The sequence below is a fragment of the Pseudomonas sp. 3MA1 genome, assembly GCF_029237275.1.
In the GTDB taxonomy this organism is placed as follows: Bacteria; Pseudomonadota; Gammaproteobacteria; order Pseudomonadales; family Pseudomonadaceae; genus Aquipseudomonas; species Aquipseudomonas fluorescens_AP.
The window spans coordinates 220,814-243,899 of the sequence record NZ_JAACFX010000006.1 but is presented as its reverse complement, the minus strand read 5'-3'; the positions used below and the strand labels follow the sequence as shown (position 1 = coordinate 243,899).

At 64.2% G+C, this 23,086-nt stretch carries 15 protein-coding genes; 1 reads left to right on the top strand and 14 read right to left on the bottom strand.

What is annotated here, in order from left to right; genetic code table 11:
- Window positions 1-101: 101 nt before the first annotated feature.
- The 10 genes from GWQ44_RS18390 to GWQ44_RS18345 all read right to left on the bottom strand — a co-directional run bounded on the left by GWQ44_RS18390 (window position 102) and on the right by GWQ44_RS18345 (window position 16,779).
- Window positions 102-1,955, bottom strand: coding sequence for a polyurethanase (locus tag GWQ44_RS18390; protein ID WP_275927973.1), 1,854 nt, complete (start codon window positions 1,953-1,955; stop codon window positions 102-104).
- A 108-nt stretch (window positions 1,956-2,063) separates the two neighbouring features.
- Window positions 2,064-5,156: an autotransporter serine protease gene (locus GWQ44_RS18385; RefSeq protein WP_275927972.1), complete on the bottom strand. Its 3,093-nt coding sequence runs from the start codon at window positions 5,154-5,156 to the stop codon at window positions 2,064-2,066.
- Between the two features lie 522 nt (window positions 5,157-5,678).
- A complete protein-coding gene (locus GWQ44_RS18380) occupies window positions 5,679-7,361 on the bottom strand; it encodes a polyurethanase (protein ID WP_179596170.1) in 1,683 nt (560 codons plus the stop codon).
- A gap of 30 nt (window positions 7,362-7,391) precedes the next feature.
- Window positions 7,392-8,753: a TolC family outer membrane protein gene (locus tag GWQ44_RS18375; RefSeq protein WP_016962795.1), complete on the bottom strand. Its 1,362-nt coding sequence runs from the start codon at window positions 8,751-8,753 to the stop codon at window positions 7,392-7,394.
- Window positions 8,754-8,755: 2 nt separating this feature from the next.
- On the bottom strand, window positions 8,756-10,090 hold the full coding sequence (locus GWQ44_RS18370) for an HlyD family type I secretion periplasmic adaptor subunit (protein ID WP_275927971.1): 1,335 nt from the start codon (window positions 10,088-10,090) through the stop codon (window positions 8,756-8,758).
- A complete protein-coding gene (locus GWQ44_RS18365) occupies window positions 10,087-11,868 on the bottom strand; it encodes a type I secretion system permease/ATPase (RefSeq protein ID WP_275927970.1) in 1,782 nt (593 codons plus the stop codon). The genes GWQ44_RS18370 and GWQ44_RS18365 overlap by 4 nt, the downstream gene beginning before the upstream one ends.
- Window positions 11,869-12,079: 211 nt before the next feature.
- Window positions 12,080-12,463 (bottom strand): AprI/Inh family metalloprotease inhibitor, encoded by a 384-nt coding sequence (locus tag GWQ44_RS18360; RefSeq protein WP_016962797.1) that lies wholly within the window; start codon window positions 12,461-12,463, stop codon window positions 12,080-12,082.
- 93 nt (window positions 12,464-12,556) lie between these two features.
- Window positions 12,557-14,005: a serralysin family metalloprotease gene (locus GWQ44_RS18355; protein WP_016962798.1), complete on the bottom strand. Its 1,449-nt coding sequence runs from the start codon at window positions 14,003-14,005 to the stop codon at window positions 12,557-12,559.
- A 290-nt stretch (window positions 14,006-14,295) separates the two neighbouring features.
- Window positions 14,296-15,405 (bottom strand): P1 family peptidase, encoded by a 1,110-nt coding sequence (locus GWQ44_RS18350; RefSeq protein WP_275927969.1) that lies wholly within the window; start codon window positions 15,403-15,405, stop codon window positions 14,296-14,298.
- Window positions 15,406-15,414: 9 nt separating this feature from the next.
- Window positions 15,415-16,779 (bottom strand): APC family permease, encoded by a 1,365-nt coding sequence (locus GWQ44_RS18345; RefSeq protein WP_275927968.1) that lies wholly within the window; start codon window positions 16,777-16,779, stop codon window positions 15,415-15,417.
- A 205-nt stretch (window positions 16,780-16,984) separates the two neighbouring features.
- On the opposite strand from GWQ44_RS18345, the gene GWQ44_RS18340 reads away from it, so the two are divergent.
- Window positions 16,985-17,788 carry a helix-turn-helix transcriptional regulator gene (locus GWQ44_RS18340; RefSeq protein WP_016962800.1) on the top strand — a complete coding sequence of 268 codons (804 nt, stop codon included), beginning with the start codon at window positions 16,985-16,987 and terminating at the stop codon, window positions 17,786-17,788.
- Window positions 17,789-18,053: 265 nt separating this feature from the next.
- Here the strand turns inward: GWQ44_RS18340 and feaR are convergent, their stop codons facing one another.
- From feaR to GWQ44_RS18320, 4 genes are all read right to left on the bottom strand, one after another.
- Entirely contained in the window at window positions 18,054-18,992 is a 939-nt protein-coding gene (feaR, locus tag GWQ44_RS18335; protein WP_275927967.1) for a transcriptional regulator FeaR, read from the bottom strand.
- 150 nt (window positions 18,993-19,142) lie between these two features.
- Complete coding sequence (locus GWQ44_RS18330; RefSeq protein WP_275927966.1) at window positions 19,143-19,736, bottom strand: DUF3156 family protein; 594 nt, start codon at window positions 19,734-19,736, stop codon at window positions 19,143-19,145.
- Complete coding sequence (locus GWQ44_RS18325; RefSeq protein ID WP_275927965.1) at window positions 19,702-21,222, bottom strand: APC family permease; 1,521 nt, start codon at window positions 21,220-21,222, stop codon at window positions 19,702-19,704. Before GWQ44_RS18325 ends, GWQ44_RS18330 begins: the two co-directional genes overlap by 35 nt.
- A gap of 192 nt (window positions 21,223-21,414) precedes the next feature.
- A complete protein-coding gene (locus GWQ44_RS18320; protein WP_275927964.1) occupies window positions 21,415-22,902 on the bottom strand; it encodes an aldehyde dehydrogenase family protein in 1,488 nt (495 codons plus the stop codon).
- Window positions 22,903-23,086: the final 184 nt, after the last annotated feature.

Genomic DNA, 23,086 nt, shown 5'->3' with positions numbered 1-23,086 from the left:
GGCAGCTTTAAAGGGTATTGGAGTCGTTGCCTGACCTGTGGGTCACTTTTATCGCGCCTGGACAGCGCGGAGCCCATGCCGGACCCCGCGCCGCAGATGCATCAGGCGATGGTGATGCCCGAGCCGTTGACCTGCTCAAGACTGACGCCCACCAGGGTCACCGAATCCTGGCCAAAGGTCAGCAGCGTGTCGTGGCCATTGCTGCTGGCATGGGCCCGGTAATCCTGGCCCGGCACCACCCCGCTGACGCCCATGAACACCAGCTTGTCGCCGCTCTGATAGCCGATGATGCGGTCCTGGCCGAAATGACCGTTGAACAGGAAGGTGTCGTTGCCCCCTCCCGACTCCATCAGGTCATTGCCGGCGCCGCCGACAAACACGTCATTGCCCCGGCCGCCGATCAGGTGATCGTTGCCGTCCAGGCCGAACAGCCAGTCACCGCCTGCGCCGGCCTTGAGCAGGTTGTCCCCGGCATCGCCCTTCACCGACGAGGCGTAGTGAGTCAGTTGACCGCCCACCTGCAAGCCCTGGGCGGTCACCTGATGCAGCACGTCGTCCTTGAACAGGCCCCAGAGAAACCCTGGCTCCTTGCTCTGGATCGCGCCGATGTCGCGGGTGATGCTGATCCCGCCGTTGGCATCGCGCACGTACAGGGTCCCGGCGCCATCGCTGGCGAAGCTGTAGTCGCTGATCGAATGCTGCAAGTCCAGAATGTTGCTGCCCTTGCCGCCGAGGATGATGTTGTAGCCGCCATCGTCGCGGAAGGTGTCATTGCCGTCGCGGCCCTCCAGGTAATCGTTGCCGCGGCCGCCCTGGATCAGGTCGTTGCCGTCGCTGCCGATGATGAAGGTGCTGCCCTTGTGGGTTTCGGCATTGCGGTTCAGGTCCTGGACCCAGGTGCTGGCCCGGGCCGGGTCCGACAGGTTGGCCACGACAATGGTCGAGTCCTTGCTGGTGAACTCGTAGAACTGCGATTGCAGGACCCGGGTCAGGCCGTCGCCGTAGCCGGTGGGCAGGTGGGAGATCCAGGTGGGGATGTTGAGGATCGAAAACGGCAATACGTTCCACAGCGCCGAGGCGTAGTGGTCGTTGAAGTTGACGATGTTGTTGGTGGCCGAATCCTGATGGGCATCGTGCACGCCCAGGGACGACAGGTTGAAACTGGAGCCGTCCAGGGCGCGGAACACCGGGTCGTTCTCATAGCCGATGTTCAGCACCTTGTCGCTGGCGCTCTGGGTCGGCGAGGCGTAGGCGATGTAGTTGGAGTCCTTGTAGAACCCGGACCAGCGTTCGCTGCTCAGGTCCGCCAGGCTGTTGACCGCGAGCCCGCCCAGGCTGTGGCCACTGACCAGGATGTCCTTGCCGGACAGGCCATTGGCCTGGGCAAAGGCCGCTACCTTGCCCAGCAACTGGCCGAACGCCTCGCCGGCGTAGTTCTTGGCATAGTCCTTGGGCCCGAGGGCCGCCAGCAGGTCGTTGATCACATCGCCCAGGGTGTCGCCGATCACCGACTCCCGTGGCCCGCTGGTGCCGCGAAAGGCGATGCCGATGGAACTCAGGTGGCCCTGGGCATCGTACTTGCCGAGGATCTCCACCTGGGCCGTGCCGTAGCCGTCCTTCTCGCCGAAGAAGGTGCCCCGGGCATCCACCTTGCCGCTGTAGCCCAGTTGCTGGGCACTGAGGGTGGACCACCCGGCCTGGTGCAACGCGTCCTTGGCGGCCTGCTCCGAATCCGGGTTCCAGGGAATGCCGGGGATCACCCCCTGGGAATCGCTGCTGCCGATCAATGCGCTGACCAGGGTCGCCGGCAGGCCCAGGCCGAAGCCGTTGTGCTGGTAACCCACGGCAAAGCCGTTGTCGAGGTTGTGATAGGAATACAGCGTGATCGCCAGCGCATCGGAAAACAGCGCTTTTGAGTCGGCTGCGGTGAAGTTCTTGTAGTCAAACACACCCATGGTATTGCCTCTCTTTTGTTGGAATTGTCAGAGAAAGCTCAGGCCCCCCAAGCCCGTTTTCGGGTCCGGAGGACCTGTACAACACCTTGCACATCCGTTGCCTGGGTCTTAGAAAGTCCAGTCCAGGGTCAAGCCGACCCCGTGGTTCCGGTCACGGCTGCCCAGTAACCCGTTGTAATCCAGATTGACCCGGGTCTGTCGACCCAGGGCCATGCCCGCCCGTGCACCGACGACCGCGGCATCGCGGTCCAGTGACAGGCTCTGCACCTTGTAGCTTTGGCCACCGTCGGCAAACGCCAGATGCTGATCGGCGCCGGTGGCGCTCAGATTGTGCTGCCAGCCGAGGGTAGCGGACAGTTCCACAGTCTGCCCGGAAGCCAATTGCAGCTGCTTGCCGGCACGCATGCCCAGGGTCGAGAGCCAGGCCTCGCGATTGTCGCGATCGCCCTTGAGTGCCGTGGCGCCGCCGTGTTCCTTGAAACGCTCGCTGTCCACATGCACATAGGCCAGGCTGGCAAAGGGTTCCAGGGCCATGGGCTGCAGATCCAGGTGCCACGCCGCCTCGCCGAACAGCTGCAGGCTGCGGGCATCACGCTGGCTCTTCTGGCGATCGGCAACCTCGTCGTATTGCAGCTCGCGCCGAGTGGCGATCCGGTGCCAGCTGTAGGAACCGCCCAGGCTCAGGCGCACTTGCGCAAGCTCGCGTCCGGCGTAGGCACCCAGGTGGTAGCTGTCGATGCTGGCCGAAGAATGCCGGCCATCGCCCATGCTCAGCGAGCTGTCGCTATAGCCGGTGAACACGCCCAGGCGGGTGCTCGGGTCCACTTGCCCGTCGACACCGGCCAGCAGGCCGCCGATGGAGCTGGTATAGCCGGCTCGATCCTGGCCGCCGTCGGCCTTGCCCCAGGCGCCCAGGGTCTTGAGCCACAGCCCCTGCTCGCCGCCCTCGACGGTAGGCAGCGCGTCCCCGCCCTGCTGGCGTAGGCGCTCACCCATCGCCTCACGCAGGTAGCGGTTGTCATTGAGCAACTGACTGCCAACGGCCGGATGAATCTCCCCGGACAGTTGCTCGAAGGCCTGTTGTGCACTGGCCGCGCTGGCGGCCAGCAGCAGGCTTTCATACACCGGGTTGCCCGCCCCCAGTTGCTCGGCAGCATCGGCCACCGAACGCTGGTTGGGGCTCAGGCCGATGCTGCTGAACGAGGTGGCATTGCGCGCCACCGCCAGCTGTACACCGCCGGCGCTGTAGTTGAGGTTGCCCCCCAGAAACAGCGAGTTGGACAGCACCGGGCCAAAGCTGCCCTGTACGCCATTAGCGGCCTGGAGGATATCCAGCTGCCGCCCCACCAGGCTCGGGACCCGTTGTGCATTGAGGGACAAACCCGGGTTTTCCAGTTCCAGAGCCAGGCTGGCCCCGCCGAGGGTTGCCTGGCCATCGCTGACAATCCGGTCGCTGCCGCTGGGGGACAGCTCCACCGCGTAGGTCGAACCCGGGAGAAAGTTCACATCGGAACTGACATGCAAGGTGCCGATGGAATTGCCGGGAGCCACAATCGCGCCCGCGTTGGCGGTCAGCGCCCCCACGCGGCCCGTGCCGCCGAGGATGCCACCAGCGTTCACCGTCACCGCCGACAGCAGCGAGCCGTTGACCGCCAGCCGCCCCTGATTGACCAGGGTCGGCCCGGCGTAGGTGTTGGCGCCGCTGAGCACCAGGGTGCCGACGCCCTGCTTGGTCAGGCCGCCGTGACCACTGATGTCGTTGCTCCAGATATCCAGCACACAGCTGATGTCATTGCAGTGCCGCTGGGTCGGCTTGCCGGCATCCAGCAGCGCGCCATAGCCCGGCAAATCGGCGACGAACTGGGTCGAGCCGTAGCCGCCCTGGATACGCAGCGCCTCGGGGATATCCGCCTCGGTCACCAGCATCCCCGGCCCGCGAATGCCCTTGTCCAGATTGATCATCCCCCAGCCATACAGCTCATCGATGCCCGGTGCGCCCAGATCGGTGGCCGTGGTGCGCAGGACGCTCGCCACCTGCGCCGCGCTCAGGTAGGGGAAACGCTCCATCAGTACCGCCGCGGCGCCAGCCGCATGGGGCGCGGCCATGGACGTGCCGTTCTTGTTGGCGTAGCCCAGGGTCATGTTCTCCAGGCTGGTGCCACCGATCACCGAACTGTAGATCCGGGTGCCGGGGGCCGACACGCAAAAGCTCGCGGTGTAGCCGCAGCGGGAAGAAAAGGTACTGATGACATAGGGGTCGGCACTGGCGGTATCGGGGTTCTGCTGCAAGGCCGCCACGGTCAACCAGTTGGGGGCAATCTGCGGCACGAAATAGGCCAGCCCGGCGATCGCGTCGGGGTTGTTCAGGTTGTAATCGTTGCCGGCGGCGAAAATCGTCAGCACCCCACTGCGGGCGGCGGCGATCGCCCCGTCGTAGGCGCCGCCCGGCAAGCTGCCCAGCAACGGCTGGATCTGCGCGAACTGCGCCCGGGCATCGTCCAGGGTGAAGTGCGGGAACGCCGGATCGCGTCCGCCCTTGCTGAAGCGATCGGTGATGCCGATGCCCCAGCTGTTGTTGATGATCCGCGCGCCGCTGGCCACCAGGCCGTCCCAGCCGGCCTTGTACACCGCGCCATCGTTACCGAGGATGATGCCGTCCTCCGGGCCCGGATCGCCGTTGTCGGCGCTGATGATCTGGGCATCGAAGGCCACCCCGTGCATCGCCCCGCCATCGCGGTTGCCGGCGGCGATCCCGCCGACGTGGGTGCCGTGGGACCCCAGCTTGCCGTCCGAGCCCACCGAAGGTCGGCCGTCATAGACGAAGGCATCGCCGGCCTTCACCGGGATATAGGGATCGGTGTATTGGCGAATGCCGCTGGTGACCAGGGTCAGCACCTTGCCCGGGCTGGCGAACTCCGGATGCTGGGCATACACCGGCTGGTCGAAGATTCCCAGCTTGACGCCCTTGCCGCTGTAACCGGCGGCATAGGCACTGTCGGCATGAATCGCCCCCAGGCCCCAATCGGCCTTGAACTCGCTGCTGCGCCAGCTTGCTGCATCGCCCCGGCGACCGGCTTCCACATAGGGCGCCGCCTGGGCCGTGCCCAGCAGCGCCAGCCAACCCAACAGTGCCGGAGCCAGGGTCAACCAACCCCGTTCCTGCCCCAGCACAGCGCCATCCTTGCGTTTGACTTGCTTCACTACGACCTTCCTTAGTTGTGTTGCGAAATGGCCCCGGCAGGCTCCCTGCCTGCCGCTCGAATGACGTCGTGGAAACGCCATTGCAGATTGACTCCGCCCCCCTTGTGTCGCTCACCAACACCCCAGGCGCGCCAACGCATCAGCACAGGCGCACGGGGGCTTGGCAGCACCTGCTGGGCTTGCTGGTTGTCCAGATAAGGGGAAGGTTCCATGGCGAGCGCCAGAGCGCCGATGGCATGGGGGCGGGAACGCCCCACTGGCCGGTGTTCCGAGCGGCGTTGGGCGGCCGTCGATGGCAGGCTTGCGGCAAACGCCAGGAACAGGGTGCCCGCCAGCCTGTTGAGCTGATGACATCTCACATCCATGTTGATGACTTCTCGTTTTTTGTTGTTGTTCGATCGTCCATCCGGGACGGATCAGGATATTGCCGGCGACTTCAGGGGAGCCACCCCGACTCTCTCTGGGTTCAAGGTCCGCAAAGCCCGGGGGAGCGAATCCTGCGCTCCCCCGGCCGAGGCTGAATCAGGCGAACACGATGCCTGAACCGTTGAGCCCCTCCATACCGATGCCCACCAGGGTCACCGAGTAGTCGCCCACCTTGAGCAAGGTGTCGTTGCCGCTCTGGGACAGGTGCTGGCTGTAGTCGTAATGGGCATCGATGCCGGGCACGCCCATGAACACCAGCTTGTCGCTGCTCTGGTAGCCGTGGATCAGGTCGAAACCGAAGTTGCCGCTGAACAGGAAGGTATTGGCCCCGCCCCCGGTGGAATGCATGACGTCGTTGCCGGCGCCACCGACGAAGGTCACGTTGGCCTTGTCGCTGCTCAGCAAGTCATCGCCACCGTGGCCGAACAGCCAGTCGCCGTTGACGCTGGCCACCAGCGCATTGCCATAGGCATCGCCATTGAGGGAGTGGTTGTAGGCGGTCCACTGGTTGCCGTTCTGCAAGCCGTCGGCGGTCACGCTGTAGCTGACGTCCTTGCCGAGCAGTTGCCACCAGCTCCCGGCCTCGTGACTGACCAGGGCGCCGATATCCCGGGTCATGCTGATGCCGCCGTAGGCATCGCGGATGTACAAAGTGCCGTCGCCGTCATTGGCAATGGAGAAGTTCTTCAGCGGCTGCTGCAGCTCCAGAACGTTATGACCCGAGCCGCCATGGATGATGTTGTAGCCGCCGTCGTCGCGGAAACGGTCATCACCGGCACCGCCATCGAGGTAATCGTTGCCCTTGCCGCCGTGCAGCAGGTCGTTGCTCTGGGTGCCGATGATAAAGGTGCTGCCGCTGTGTTGCTCCGCGTACAGGTTGAGGTCCTTGACCCACACCTTGTCGCGCTGGCCCTCGGACAGGTTGGACACCACCACGGTCGAATCACGGCTGGTCAGGTCATAGAAATCCGAATCGATCAGGCGATTGAGTCCGCCGGCATAGTCCACCGCGCTATGGGCCGACCAGGACCAGGGGTTGAGGATGCTCTGGGGCACCAGCTTGCCGAACAACGACGCATAGTGATCGGTAAAGCTGACGATATTGTTGGTCGCCGACTCCTGGGGCTTGTCGTGGGTGCCCAGGGACGATGCGTTGAAGTCGGTGCCGTCCAGGGCACGGAACACCGGGTCGTTTTCATAGCCGATGTTCAGCACCTTGTCGCTGGCGCTCTGGGTCGGCGAGGCGAAGGCCACATAGCTGGCGTCCTGGTAGAAGCCGCCCCAGTGCTCCGTGCTCAGGGTCGCCAGGCTGTTGACCGCCAACCCGCCCAGGCTGTGCCCGGTGACCAGCACATCGCTGCCGCTCAGGCCCTGGGCCGCGGCGAAGGCGGCGACCTTGCCCAGCAGGTTGTCGAAGGCCAGGCGGCTGTAGTTGTCGGCAAAGCCGGAGACAAAGGCCGCCTGCAGGTCGTTGAGGCCGTCCTTGAGGCTGTCGGTGCCACGAAAGCTGATGCCGATGGACAGCAACTGCCCGGCGCCGTCGTACTTGCCGAGGATCTCGACCTGGGCGTCGCTGACCACCGCCTGTTCGCCGGAAATGGTGCCCTGGGCGCTGACGTGGCCCTGATAGCCCAACTGCGAGGCGCTGATGGGGCGCCAGGACGTGCCCGGCAAGGCCTCGCCGGTGGGATTGCCTGCATACAAGGCCAGGGTGATGGCCTCGCTGTACTGGGCCTTGCCAGCACCGCCCACGGCGTTTTTGTAGTCGAAGATGCTCATGTGCGTTTCTCCTTTTTATCCTGCGGCCCGTCAGGGACCGGTGCGCTGACCGAAGGCCTCATCGACCCGGGCCAGATCTTCTTCACGCAAGGTTCCGGCGTAGTAATGCAACTTGGTCCAGGCCATCAGGTAGTCATAACGGGCCTGGGCCAGGTCACGTCGGGTGGTGTAGAGCTGCTGCTCGGCATTGAGCGCATCCAGGTTGACCCGTTCACCGCCCAGAATGCTCTGCCTGGTGGACACCACCAGGGCCTCGGCCGAGGTCAGGGCCTTCTGGTAGGCGCGCAATTTGCTCACCCCCGATAAACAGGCACTGAATTGCCGGCGCAGTTCAATCAGGGTTTCCCGAGTCTTGCCGTCCAGTTCGTATTCGGCCTGCTCCATGGCGCGGCTGGCCTGGCGGGTGGAGGCCGACACCCCGCCACCGGCGTACAGCGGCAGGCTGACTTCGATGCCGATGGTGTTGGTGTCGTAGCGCTGGTTGTAGGTGTTGCCGCTTTCCGATTCGTTCTGCCGCACGCTGGCGTAGGCGCTGAGCTTGGGCAGGTGCCCGGCGCGGTTGCGCTCCACTTCATAACGCGCCACCTCGACCCGTTGCCGCTGGGAGGCCAGCACCGGGTTGTTGCTCAGGGCCATCTCATGCCAGGTGTCGTAATTGGCCGGGCTCAGGGCAAAGGACTGGAAGTTTTCCTGCAAGGGGTCGAGGTCGCGCACGTCGAGGTCGGGCACGCCAATCAGCGCCCCCAGTTCCCGCAAGGCTGCGTCCTGTTCGTCCCGGGCCTCGATCTCCTCGGCGGTGGCCAGCTCGTAGCGCGACTCGGCTTCAAGGATGTCGGTACGGGTGCCCTCGCCCTGCTGGAACATGTGCCGGTTTTGCTGGAACTGTTGCTCGAAGGCCTTTTTCTTGGCCAGGGCAATGTCGATCTGGTCCTGGGCGAACAGGGCCTTGGTGTAGTAGCTGAGCACCCGCACCAGCAGCTCCTGGCTCTTGCCGCGAAAGTTCTCGTCGGCAAACAGGGCCTGGGCCACGCCCTTGCGGTAGTTGGCGTAGGCCTCGTAGTCGATCAGCGGCTGCTGCAGGGTCAGGGACGAGCCGTAGCTGTCGTAGTTGCGTTTTTCGCTGACGCTGCCGCGCACCGTGTCCAGGTAGGTGACCTTGGAGTTGTTGTGGCCCTTGTTGTAGCTGTAGCCCACCTTGGGCAGCAGACCGGCGCGGCCGATGGCGCGGTTTTCCAGGCCGGCGTCGCGCTCCTTGATGGCGCCGAGGAACACCGGGTCATTGCGCAGCGCCTGTTCGTAGATCTGGAACGGACCCATGGCCTGGGCTCCCTGGCACACCAGCAAGGACAAGGCCGCGGCGAGGATGGAAAGCTTACTCATACGACGCGACATCCTTATTCTTCGGTCAGTGCGGAGCCGGCCCGGTCGAGCAGTGGCTTGAACAGGTAGTTGAGCAGCGAGCGCTCGCCGGTGCGGACAAACATCTCCGCCGGCATCCCCGGCTTGATCACCAGCCCGTTGAGCTTCTCCATGGCCTGGTCGCTGACGCTGCTGCGCAGCACGTAGTAGGGCATGCCGGTTTTCTCGTCGACCATCTGGTCGGCGGAAACCAGGCTGACCTCGCCGGACACCCTTGGCGTGCGGCTCTGGTTGAAGGCCGTGAAGAGGATGTCCACCGGCAGATGGGGGCCGACCTTGTCCACCAGGTTGACCGGCAGCCGCCCTTCCACTTCCAGGTGCGTGCCCTGGGGCACGATCTCCAGCAGGGTTTCGCCCTGGCGCACCACCGCGCCTTCGGTGTGCACCCCGAGGTTGACCGCGATGCCGTCGGCGGTGGCGATGATCTCGCTGTGCTGCAAGTCGAAACCGGCGGAGGTCAGCTGCTGCTCCAGGGTCTGGGTCTTGAGCTGGGCCTCGGCCAACTGGCTGCGCACCTCTTTCTGATATTCCTCGCTGTGCTGTTGCAGCTTGAGCCGGGATTCGAGAATGCCCTGCTCGATGCGTCCGCTTTCGCCGGTGTTCTGCGCCAGTTCCTGCTGCACCTGGGACAGTTGGCGCTGGTATTCCAGCAGGCGGTTGCGCGGGATATAGCCGTTGTCGGCCAAGGGTTGCAGGTTGCTCAGTTGCTGGCGCAGGGACTCGGCCTGATTGCCCAGGTCGGTGCGTGCGCGACGCATGCCCGCCAGTTGCGCGGTGGCGCCTTCGATGTTGGCGCGAATGCCCGCCTGCTCACGCAGGAACGCCTCGCGCCGACTGCTGAACAGCTGGCGCTGGCCTTCCAGCACCAGGGCCAGGCGCGGGTCGTCACTGCTGCTCAACTGCGCCGGAAAGTCCACTTGCTTGAGGTTGTCGCGCTCGCTGCGCCAGCGCGCCAGGCTGGCCACCGCCATGCGGTACTGGGCCTGCAGGGATTGCACATCCGCCGCCACCTGAGTCTGGTCCAGGCGAAACAGCGGCTGGCCCTGCTTCACGCTTTCGCCTTCACGCACCAGGATGCGGCTGACCACCCCGCTGCTCATGGATTGCACCGCCTTGCGCTTGCCGGACACCACCACCGTGCCTTGCACCGGGATGCCCTGGTCCAGGGGCGCCAGGGCGGCCCAGACAAAGAAACTGCCGGCCCCCACCAGGGCCAGCAGCCAGCCCAGGCGCACGAAAAAGCCAGCGTCGCGCTCCACGCGTTCGGGTGCGTAATCCTGTTCGATCATCATCTCGCGGTCCTTGCTCATGCGCCTTTATTCCGTGTCGGAGCCTGATACTGACGGCTCATGCTCAAGCCTGCGGGGGCGGACGCGGCCGGCTTGGGGCTTTCCTGGGCGGCGGGCGACTGGCCGGCGGACAGCGCCTTGAGCACCTCCTGGCTGGGGCCGAAGGCCTGCAGGCGCCCTTCGTTGAGCACCAGCAGCTTGTCGGCCAGGGCCAGCACCGACGAGCGATGGGTCACCAGCACCACGCTGGCGCCCCGGGCCTTGAGCTGGGCAATGGCCGCCGCCAGGGCGCTTTCGCCCACGGTGTCGAGGTTGGAATTGGGTTCGTCGAGCACCACCAGGCTCGGGTTGCCATACAGCGCCCGGGCCAGGGCCACGCGCTGTTTCTGCCCGCCGGACAGGCCGCTGCCGTCGTCCCCGAGCAGGGTGTCGTAGCCCTGGGGCAGGCGCAGGATCAGTTCATGCACCCCGGCCAGCTGGGCGGCCTGGACCACCCGCTGCGGGTCGGCCTCACGAAAGCGCGCGATGTTCTCGGCGATGCTGCCGCTGAACAGCTCGATGTCCTGGGGCAAGTAACCGATGTAGGGCCCCAGCTCATCGCGATTCCAGCGGTGAATGTCGGCACCGTCCAGGCGCACCGTGCCGCCCAGGGTCGGCCAGACGCCCACCAGGACCCGGGCCAGGGTCGACTTGCCGGAACCGGAAGCCCCCAGCACGCCCAGCACTTCACCGGCGTTGAGGTTGAAGCTCACTTGCTGCAGGCTTGCCATCCGCCGCCCGGGCGGCCCGGCGCTGACCTGCTCGAAACTCACCTGGCCCTTGGGCGGCGGCAGCGACATGGCGCTGTCGCTGGGCGGGAACTCGCGCAGCAGCGCATCCAGGCGCCTGTAGGCCAGCTTGGCGGCACTCCACTGCTTCCACACCGCGATCAACTGGTCGATGGGGCTCAGCACCCGGCCCATGAGGATCGACCCGGCGATCATCATCCCCGCGGTCATGTCGCCCTTGATCACCAGCAACGCGCCCAGGCCCAGCACCAGCGATTGCAGGCACAGGCGCAGGGTCTTGCTCAGGGAACTGATCACCGAGCCGGTGTCGCTGGCCTGGTTCTGCCGGCCGAGAAACCGCGAATGCACCATGAACCAGCGTTTGCGCAAGGCCCCGAGCATGCCCATGGCCTGGATGGTTTCAGCGTTGTGCAGATGACTGGTGGCCAGTTGGGTGGATTGCTGCGAATACCCGCTGGCCTCGGCCAGGGGCTTTTTGGTCATGGCCTCGTTGAAGCAGGCCAGCGCGATCAGCAACAAGGCGCCGGCGCTGGCGAACACGCCGAGCCAGACGTTGAAGGCAAAGATCACCAGCAGATAGATGGGAAACCAGGGCGCATCGAAGAAGGCGAACAGGGCCGGGCCGGTGAGGAACTGGCGAATGTGGGTCAGGTCCCCCAGGGACTGCCCGGCATGGCCTTCGCCGCGGGCCAGGTTGCGTTCGAAGGCGGCCTGATAGACCCGCAGGTTGAAACGCCGCTCCAGCTGGCTGCCAATGCGGATCACGACAAAGCTGCGCACCACTTCCAGGAGCCCGATAAACAGGAAGAAGCCCACCACCATCAGCGACAGCATCACCAGGGTGGTTTCATTCTGTGACGACAGCACCCGGTCGTAGACCTGCAACATATAGATGGAAGGCACCAGCATCAGCACATTAATCAAGGCGGTAAAACAACCGACACTGATCAGGATGCCCTTATATTCGCCCAATGCCTTAAACAGTGGTGCAGGATGACTATTGTTCAGCATCTTCAACATTTTCCCTGAGTCGACCCTGCGCGCCGAACGCGAGTACCTCATATACGGCGCAACTAAAGATGTGCGTCCCTTAGTCTCAAAGTCTGCGGACACACCCGAACCGGACAACTGTCGTTTACAGTCCTCCGGTTATAGACCTGTCGATTAAAAGAGTGGCGAGATTAAAGCCGCTCAAGATTAAACGAACAACCTGCCGCGTTAATTAGCCGGCACGCTGCAACACAATCAAACCGTCGCCTTTGAGGCGCGCTTCGTACAGGCCTTCTTTCTGTCGACTGAAAAAGATGATTCTTGAACCTTCGCGCCCGGTAATGGCAATACCGTCGGGCTCCGGGAACCAGCCCACCGCCGCCTCGCCGATCCACTTCGACAGGCACTCGGCGCCGTCTCCCAGGGCGGCGTTTTGCAGCAGGTCCAGGGCGCAGGCGGCGCCAGGCTCGCTCTGTTGCTGCAACTGCCAGTGTCCAACCAGTTCCGAGGGGTCCGCCAAGCGCAGGCTGCTTGCCATGGTTATTGCTCCGTAGAAGATCGTCAGCGTCGCCAGCAGCCAGGTGGCCGCCTTGCAACGCAAGGTGTGTGGGGTCATGGGGTGCTCCGTCCGCCCGGTAGACTCGCTCAGCCTCGGGGCCAATGCAACAGCGGAGAGCAGCGCCTGGGCGCTGCCCTCCGCCGGTTTCAATCAGGCAACGATATCGCTGACCGCTGCCTGGCCCACGGTGCTGACCAGGAAGTCCGCCACGCCATGCCCGGAGAAGTCCACCGACAGGGTGCTCACGCCACCGGAGGTGCTGAGGATCGCGTCACCCGCCGCGCCGGTGAAGGCGTTGACGAAGTGCAGGCCCGCGCCCTTGGTGATCCCGGTCAGGTCGATCTTGTCCAGGCCGCTGACAAAATCCATGATCTGATCGGCCGCACCCGGCTTGGAATCGCTGCTGGCGCCGAACACGAAGGTGTCCGCGCCGGCGCCGCCCCACAGCTGATCCGCGCCACCGGCGCCGTAGATGATGTCGTTGCCGGCACCGCCCTTGAGCACGTTGGCCGCGTCGTTACCGATCAGCAGGTCGTTGCCCGAGCCGCCGAAGGCGTTTTCCACGGTCACGCCCTGGGCGATGGAGACGTTGCCCACCATGCCGCCAACGTCGGAGAACGACCCGGCATTGAGGTTGATCTTCTGGTTTTGGGTAAAGCCGGAGAAATCCAGGGTGTCGTTGCCGCCACCGTCCCACACCGAGAACACCAGCTTGTCGGCGGAGGAGCTGGCGCTGTAGAAATCGCGCCCGGTATTGGAGTTGAAACCGTAGGTGGTATCACCGGCACGGGTGCTGTAGTTGGCCCCGTAGAGTTTCTGGATGGCGGCGATATCGTCCATCAGCGGGCCGGACGAATAGGCTTCGACCCCGCCCTTGCTGAAGTTCTGCCCGGTATTGCTTTCACTCCAGTAGCTCATGACGCTGTAGCCACGGGTGTCCTGGCCGTAGCTGGCGTCCTTGTAGCTGGGGTTGCCTTCGCCGGCGTTGTAGTCGCCAGGGTGAGCCAGACCCAGGGTGTGACCGATCTCATGGGTCAGGGTCTGACGGCCATAGTTGTTCAGGTCGGGGTTCTTGTTCTGGGTGTAGCCGCTGTTGATCAGGTACCACGAGGTGCCGTCATAGCCGGCGCCGGTGCCCGGCAGGTAGGCGAAGGCCGCCGCGCCGTCCTGGCCGCCGCTGTAGTTGCCGAAGGTCATGTGGGCGTCGCCACCCGAGGCTTTCTCGGTAAACACCACGTTGGCCACGTCGGCCCACGACTGCATGGCCAGCACTGCCTGGGCCTTCTGTTGAGCGCTGAACTGGCTGAACCCGGAGATGCCATGCTTGTTCATGGTGCTCGAGGAGGCCGAGGTCAGGAAGGTATAGGTCAGGTCGATCTTGCCGTTACCGTTCAGGTCCTTGTAGGCAGCGCCGTCACGCAGCAGTTGCGTGGCGGCCTGATCGACCGAAAACGAGGGTTTGCCATTGACCGTGAGATTGCCGCCACGGTCGTATTGATGACTGAAGCTATTGATCTGGTTATACGCCGAACTTGCTGCAGCCAAAGGCACCAGTTGCTGTTCGGCAGATGCAATAGCGTTCTCTGTTACTTTCGACATAAACACACTTCCTTGTAATCAATGGAACAGTTTTTGTCAGATAGCGACAATCCCTGGCGAGATCGTCCTATCACTCGCCCTAAGCAGGCGAAAGAAAGCTGACACAATTTGAAATCAGACGTCCACTGTTTTTTTGGCGTCAAATTCCACTGTTCCGAGAAACTCCAGCAAACAATGACCGCGCAGTCGAAAGAATATTTTTTAACTGATTAACGGGCGACATTGTCGGACAATCTACAATTTAATTATTAAATATCCATTGGACTAATAATGCCGACCAGGTCGCACTTTCAAGTCCCTCGGCTTATGTTCCAACCCGTTAATTCCAATGCTTCCAGCAATACTTGCGCGGTCAGCGCCGGCACCTGCGCGCCGTCGTCACTGGTCATCGGCTCGCCCGCCAGCAGGGCGTTGATGATGGCCTCCTCCACGGCCTCGGCGGCTGCGCTGAACAGCGGCGAGATGTGATCGTTGTTGAGCATCGCCAGCGGCGAGGTCAGCCCCAGGTCCTTGCGCGCGTAATCCGCAGTCGGCAGGTCCCGGTTTCCCGTGGCAAAGGCCAGGAAGATGTCGCCACTGGAATCCTCGGTGCCGCCGCCGGTGCGGGCGATGCCAATGGCGGCCCGTTGCGCCAGGCGCTGGCATTGATGGGGCAAGAGCGGCGCATCGGTGGCCAGGATCACCACGATCGAGCCCATGCCCGGAGTCCCGCGTTCGGCAAAGGGCGAGACGATGCCCCCCAGCCGCCGCCCCACCGGGTAACCGTCCACCCGCAACTCTTCACGCTTGCCATGATTGGCCTGGACCAGGGCGCCGACGGTATAGCCGCCCTGCTCCACCGTCAGCCGCCGCGACGCGGTGCCGATACCGCCCTTGAACTCGTGGCAGATCATCCCGGTGCCGCCGCCCACCGCGCCCTCGGCCACCGGCCCGGATTCGGCGCTGGCCAAGGCCTGGCGCACCTGTTGCGGCCCCACATGCTGGCCCCAGATGTCGTTGAGCAGACCGTCGTAGGTTTCCATCACCACCGGCATGCACCAGTACACGGCCGGGTCCGCCAGGGCTTCGCGCTCCAGGGCAGTCAGGGTGTCGCGGACCACGCCGACGCTGTGGGTATTGGTGATGGCCAACGGGGTGGTCAGGGTCCCCGCTTCGCGGATCCACTCCAGGCCCGTGGCGTCGCCGTTGCCGTTGAGGACATGGCAGCCGGCGAAGCACGGCTGCAAGCGCGCGTGCCCATCCCGGGGCTGGACCAGGGTCACCCCGGTGCGTACCTGCTTGCCGCCCACGCGGGTGTTCAGGGTGCTGTGCCCCACCCGCACCCCGGGTACGTCGGTGATCGCATTGAACGGCCCCGGCGTCCCCAAACCCAGCTTGATACCCAACTGACGTGCTCGCATATCCACTCCTTACAATTTCTGGAACGCCGGGCTGTACCGGCCATTAGTGCCATAGAGAATCACCGACAGCGCCAGCAGCCCGATGATCACCATGAGGTCCCGCACAGAGGCCTCAAGCAACAACGTGATCAGCAGGTAACCGGCGCCGAGCACCGCCAGCAGCGCCGGCAGCGGCCACAGCGGCATGCGGTAGGGATGCTCGCGATCGCGCAGCCGCACCCGGCTCAGCAATGCGCTGAGGGCGACGATCAGGTACACCAGCATGATCAACAGCACGCTGAAGGACGTGAGGTCCGCCAGATTCGAGCTAAAACTGAGTACTGCCGAAGGCATCGCCAGGAACAGCGTAGCCAGCCATGGCGAGTCCCAGCGCGGGTGGATCCGTGTGAACAGGCGGTTGATGCCGGGCGTCCACAGGGCATCCCGGCCGCTGCTGAACACCACGCGGCCGATCTGGATAACGATGGCGACGATGGCGTTGAACACCGACAGGAAGATCCCGCCACTGACGACCCTGGCGAGGGTTTCGTTGCCATGGCTGGTGAGTAGGTAGCCGATGGGATCGGGGCTGGCCAGCATGGTGCTCAGGGACGGCGCACCAATCAGCAAGGCGGTCAGCGGCACCAACTCGATGATCACCACCAGCACCAGGGACCAGAGCACCGCCTTGTGCACGCCGCGCCCCTTGCATTTCATGTCTTCGGCCAGCAGCACCGCCGGTCCATAGCCGTTGTAGGAAAACAGGCCGATACCCACCGCCCCGATCACCAGGGCCCAGGGCGCCATCTGCAACACGCCATGGTCGACGATCTGCGGTTGCAGCAGGATGCCCAGCGGTTGCGAGGCGTTGCCAAAGCCCAGCCAGACGATGACCAGCAAAGCCGCCACTTCCAGCAGCAGGCAGGTACCGGTAATCCAGGCATTGAGCTTGATATTGAGAATGCCCAGCAGATAACTGCAGACCACGATCACCAGGGCCACGGTCTGGGAATCGAAGTTCGTGCCCAGGGCGTTGTTCAGGTAGGTGGCGGCGCCGGTGGCCAGCACCGGCGGGATGAACAGCAGCATCACCAGCACCGTAAGGAAGGTGGCATAGCCGGCCATGCCGCCAAACACCCGCTTGGCATACACGTACTCGCCCCCCGCACTGTTATGGGCGCGGCCCAGCTCGGCGTAGCAGAAGGCAAACATCAGCGCCAGCAACCCGGCCATGACGAACGCCAGGAACACCCCGCTGCCGGCCTGATGGATGGCAAAGGGCGCAATCACGAACACTGAACTGGCGGGCGTCACACCGGAGACGGTGATGGCCACCACATCGAACACACTCAAGGTTGGTTTCAGCGCGCCGTCAGGCGCTGCGGAAGAGCTCATATCGTTATCCTCGTGTTTATTGTTGGTCTGAGGCAGAAACGAAATCCATCGGGCGGGCGCATTCTGGGACGCGCTTGGTGGGAGCTACTCTAGGCAGTCGCGGCGCCCCGCCCAATTCCCCTATTGGAGTACTCCCCTTGACGGCGACCGGCAAATCGACGAAACCGTGCCACGACACTTTCGCCGAATCAGTGGAGCAAGGCCTTTGAGTAATCTGTTCAGGGAAGTCGGCCTGCATGCCGGCCTGGGTCGCACCGTCACGCTGATCGGCAACCCGCGCTTCTGGAAACAGCTGGTGTTGCTGCTGCACCAGGCCACGCCGTTCGACAACGCCCTGGCGATCTTCTACCCGCGAGAAGGCCCGCCCCAGGCACTGGAGGAATATGACGCCGAACCCAGCAGCAAACCGGCCTCGATGCTCACCTACCTGAACGGCCTGTACCTGCTCGACCCGTTCTTCCAGGCCTGCCGCGAGGGCTACCCCAGCGGCCTGTATCGCCTGGAAGAAGTGGCCCCGGACCACTTTCGCCAGAGCGAGTACTTTCTCAGCTACTTCCACGACAACGTTCTGGAAGACGAGGTGCAGTTCATCCTGCAACTGCCCGATACCGGCACCCTGTCCCTGTCACTGGGCAGTCAGCGCGTGTTCGACCGCGAGCAAATCGGCCAGCTCACCACCTTTGCCGCCTGGGTGCTGCCGCTGATGCAGCAGCATTGGCAGCACAGCCAGCTGCGCCCTCAATTGCCGGTCGCCGAAGAAATGGCCAGCCAGATTCGCGACGCCCTGAGTCATTTCGGCAGCGCCGTGCTGTCGGATCGCGAGCTGGAGATCGCCCGCCTGATCCTGCGCGGTTTTTCCTCCAAGGCCATGGCCGAGCGCCTGAAGATCTCGCCGGACACCATCAAGGTCCACCGCCGCCACCTGTACGCCAAGCTGGACATCTCCAGCCAGCCGGAGCTGTTTTCGTTGTTCATCCAATCCCTGGGGCACGACCTGGACAATCCCTGAAGCCATGGATGGGGCTGCTATTGCCGGTGTTCTCGGGGGACTGGGTGGCTGCATTTCTGCCTGCTTGCTTGCCTGCTTGCTTGCCTGCTTGCTTGCTTGCCTGCTTGCTTGCCTGCTTGCCTACCTGTCTGCTTGCCGGCTTGCCTTGCGTAGGAGCTGGCTTGCCAGCGAAGGCGTCCTCAAGGGCAACGCAACATCCAAGGGCCCCTTCGCCGGCAAGCCGGTTCCTACAACCAACGCCAGCGAAGGCGTCGGACTCAGGCGCCTACGCGCTCAGGGAGCGGGCGCGGAAGTCACGGGGCGATTGTTCGAAATGCTTCTTGAAGGTCCGGCTGAAATGCGCCGAATCCGTGAAACCCCACTTGAAGGCAATGTCGGTGATCGACTCATTGCGCAATTGCGGGTTACTCAGATCGGCGGCGCTGCGCTTGAGTCGCGAGCGCTGGATAAATCGGCACACGCTGTCGCCCTGTTCTTCAAACAGTCGGTACAGCTGGCGCACCGAGATGTTCAACTGCGCCGCCAGGGATACCGGGGTCAGCCCCGGCTCGTTGAGGGATTGATTGATCAGCTGTCGGGCCTGATCGCGCAGACAGTGGCCATGCAGGCCGTGGTCAAAGCCGTCCAGGGTGTCGGCGGTCTGGCGCAGGGTCGGCCCGAGCAAGGCAATCAGGGCTTCCTGCAAGGCCTGCCCCTCCTGCTGCGCGGCACAGCCGTGCAGATCACCGGCGCAGATCTGCTCCACCAGCAAGCGCATCAAGCGACCACTGGCGCAGTTCTGTGACAGCTTGCCGAACTTGCGTTGCTGCGCCGGCAGATGCCGGTAGACCTCTTCCCGACACAGGTGGAACGACGCGTGTTCGATCAGGCCGTGGGGCACGATCTCGCAGGCGCCGGCGGAATCCAGCAGGGCCATGTCGCCGGGGCCCAGCTCGACACTCTCACCGCCCTGGCTCAGGCGGGCGTGACCACTGCGCTGGATGATCAGGAAGCAATGGCGGTCGTCGTCCTGGTCGACCTTGGTGCTCTGCCGGGAAATCAGCCCGGCGTTGGTGCGGATCTGCGCCACTTCCAGCCCGGCGTAATCCTGCAGCCCCACTTCACCGATGAACAGAGCGGGATTGCGCGCCGGGCGGGCCTCGAATCGACCGCAGACACCCTGCAAGGCGCCTACCCAGGAACTGAAACTATGCGAAGCAAGCACTGTGCACCTCCATAAGCCGGTTTCAGACCGCCTTTGTTGTTATGGCGATATCATTAACATGTTATCTATTTGCCAGGCAAGGCGCCTGACAGCATGGATAGTCTGTTATGGCTTAAGCAGGGTGTATGCCAGTGCTTACGGTTATGTCGGTCAGAATTCTCGCAGAAGCTTGTACAACTCGGTGAAGCTGCCCAACAGCGCCTGCCGCTGTTCGGCGCTCAGGCGAATATAGCGCCGGAACCCGGGCAAACGGTTGACCACCTCGCTGGCGGCAAAATGCTCCAGGCGCACTTGCCACCCCTGTGCATCCCGCCACAGCTCCAGGCGCTTGAAGTCCAGCGGCAGCAAGCTCTCCAGTAACCTGGGGTCACTGCCCAGGCGTTGCAGCAAGGGCGTCCATTGCCCAGCCTCCCCGGCCAGCAAACGGGCAGCGACACCCTGACGGCGGATCGCCCCGGTATGGCGCAGGCTGATTCGCGCCTGCCCGGCCCCAGCCGCAGGTATCCGCAAGCGCCATTCACAGACCACGATATGCATCAGGAACTGCGCCAGCGCACGCTCATGCACCGCGAACTCCAGCCCCCGTTGCGGACAGCGAAAGGCCGCCCGGGCAACACCGCAAGGGTTGCACTCGAGCCCCGCCAGATCCCTGCGCAAGTGCCCCAGGGTCACCCCGGGGCAATAGCCCGCAGGGGCCCGGTGCCACCAGTCAAAGAGGTTTTGTCGCCAGCTTGAAAGACTCATCGGCCAGTTGCTCCCGAGGACGGTTGTCGGTCTCCGCGGCAAGGCCCAGGGCCTGCTCCAGCACCTCCTCCACCGGCACCGGCCGGAACGGATTGACCTTCTGCACCAGCAGGGTCCAGACCAGGGCATAGAGGGCGGTCAGGCCCAGCATGCTGCCGAAGGGTACATAGATGTCCCGCGGGTTCATCCCCGGTGGCGTGATGAACCACATGCCCAGGAGGATCCCCACTGAAGACAGGATCTGCGGCAGGGGGAACCAGGGCGACTTGTAGACCCGGGGCAGATCCGGCCGACGAATGCGCAGCATCACCACCGACAGGGTCACCAGCAGATAGGCGGTGCTCCAGGCACAGACCGCCGCCAGCACCAGGTGCATGATGCTGTCCGTGCTGCCGCCCAGCCACCAGGCATGCAGGCAGGGAATCAGCACCGCCACGGCGATGCACAGCAAAGGGGTCTTGAAACGCGGATGCAGGTAGGTGAAGACCTTGGGCAAGGCACCGTCCAGCGCCATGCCGTAGAGGATTCGCGGCAGGCCGGCCATCAGGGTGTTGATGGTCGCGGCGCCGGCAAACAGCAGGCCAATGCCCAGCCAGATACGGCCGAACGGCCCCATGATCTGTTCGGCGAAATGCGGAATGGCCATGGGTGTGTCCAGCAGATGCACACTGCCGTCTTCGCTCAGGGCGATGTTCTCCACCTGGCGCTTCATGGCCGCGCCATAGATGAACATGCACAGCGCCACCCCCACCAGCCCCAGGGCCATGGCTCGGGGAATGGTCCTGGCGGCCTTGCGTACATCCGGGGTCAGCGGCGTGACGAACTCGCAACCGACAAACATGAACATGGCCATGCCCACCAGGGACAGGATGGTCGGCAAGTCAGTCCCCACCATGGAGGCGCCGAACCAGCCGTCGAGCTGCACCGCCGGCGCCTTGATCACCCCCAGCACGCCAAAGACCATCAGGGTGGTCCACATGCCGAAGGTCAGGATCACCTCGGCACGGCTGAAGGCGGTGATTCCCACCGCGTTGAGCAGGCCGAAGAACAGCACCAGCCCCACGCCCACCAGCCAGGCGCTGCCGCTCTGTTCCAGCAGGGTGTTGAGGGATTCAAAATTCACCAGGGCCATGATGCCGCTGAGAATGGTTTCCGCGGTGCCGGCGAACACATGCACGATCAGGTAGGCGGACAAGGTGCCGGTGATGGCGAAGAAACGCCCCAGCCCGCAGGCCAGGTAGTCATAGACCGAACCGTTGGTGGGCAGCAGGCAGGCCGCTTCGGCGAAGGTGGTGGACTGCGCCAGCATCATCAGCAAGGCGATCAGCATCGCCGCGGCGAACGCGCCGCCGCCGATACCGAACCCGGTGGTGGCCGTGAGGATCACCGGGCTGGCCATGATCAGTCCCACGGCACTGGCCAGCGCCGTGGGAAAACCGACTACCCCCTGATCCAGGTGACGCTTGAGTCTGTCGTTGAGCGACATGATGGTAAACCTCGAAAGCATGGGTTGATGATTGTTGTTCTAGGCATTTCAAGGGCACGCCTGATGGCGCAGTGCTTGGCTGTCTGACGCAGCTGTTGGCACAGGCTCGGCTGGGTCCGCGGGAGCTGGCTTGCCAGCGCAGGCGTCCTCAAGGACCTGTTCGCCGGCAAGCCGGTATCTACGGAGGCGATATCAATAGGCGATGCACACCGACTTGTTCTCGGTGTAGGCCTCGATGGCCGCATGGCCCATCTCGCGGCCGATGCCCGACTGCTTGTAGCCGCCAAAAGGCATCGACGGGTCCAGCATGTTGTGGGTGTTGACCCACACCGTGCCGGCCTTGATCTGCGGAATCAGTTGCATGACCCGCCCCAGGTCGTTGGACCAGATGCTCGCCCCCAGCCCGTACTGGTTGTCGTTGGCCAGGCCCAGCACTTCGTCCAGGGTGTCGAACGGCGTGGCCACCACCACCGGGCCGAAGATCTCCTCGCGCACCAGTTGCTGGTCGGCACGCACATCCGCGACCACCGTGGGACGCACATAGAAACCCTGCTCGCCATGGGCGACACCGCCACACAGCAGCCGGGCCCCTTCTTCGACTCCGCGCCGGACCATCTGCAGCACGCGCTTCTGCTGCTTGGCGGAGATCAGCGGGTTGATCTGCGCCTGTTCGTCGAGCCCCGGCCCCATGCTCAGGGAGTCGGCGATGCCCACCAGGCGCTCCAGCACCTGGTGATAGATCCCGCGCTGGATGTACAAGCGCGACCCCGCGGTGCAGACCTGGCCCTGGTTGAAGAAGATCGCAGCGGCCGCACCGGCGGCGGCGGTCTGCGGATCGCAGTCATCAAGGACGATCACCGGCGACTTGCCGCCCAGTTCCAGGGAGAAGCGCGTCATGTTGTCCACCGCGGCATGGCCGATCAGCTTGCCGACCTGGGTCGAGCCGGTGAACGCCAGCTTGTCGATACCCGGATGGGCAGCCAGCGCTGCTCCTGCCTGGGCGCCGCTGCCGGTGACCACGTTGACCACGCCGGGGGCGATCCCTGCCTCCAGGCACAGCTGGCCCAGGCGCAGCGCGGTCAGCGGGGTTTCGTCCGCCGGCTTGAGCACCACGGTGCAGCCGCAGGCCAGGGCGGGAACGATTTTCCAGATGGCCATCAGCAGCGGGAAATTCCACGGCACTATCGCCCCCACCACACCCACCGGCTCCGGCACCGTGTAGGCCCGGTACTGCGCACCCGGCACCGCGGCGATGGAAACGTCCAGGCTCTTGCCTTCGATCTTGGTGGCCCAACCGGCCATGTAGCGGGTGAACTCCGCTGCGGCCCCCACCTCCAGGGCCCGGGCCAGGTGAATCGACTGGCCGTTGTTGAGGGTTTCCAGCTGGGCCAGTTCCTCGCCATGGTTCTCCAGCAGGTCCGCCAGCTTCAGCAGCAAGCGCTCGCGATCCGCCGGGCGCAGCGCCCTCCAGTTGCCCTCGAACGCCCGGCGCGCGGCGCCCACCGCCAGGTCGACATCGGCCTGGTCGGCAGCGGCAACCTGGGTCAACTGCTCGCCGCTGGCGGGGTTGTACACCGGCATCCGCGCCCCGGAAAGCGCCGGCTGGCTGTGACCGTCAATCAGCAGACCGTGCTGACTGTCTATAAATGCAGCGACACGTGGGTCGATGGCAACGCTCATCTTCAATCCTCGCAGTTGGACCTTGTTCGACCCGGACTTTGAGCCCAAAGCCGCATGCCGTCTTGATCCTGGCTGCCGCAAAACTTGGCCCTGGCTGCCAGTCTCGCCGGCTGCACCGCCGCTGGCAGCCTGGGTCAAGTGCCCTGGCACACAGAGGCAAGCCAGCAGCCGGCAAATGACGCAC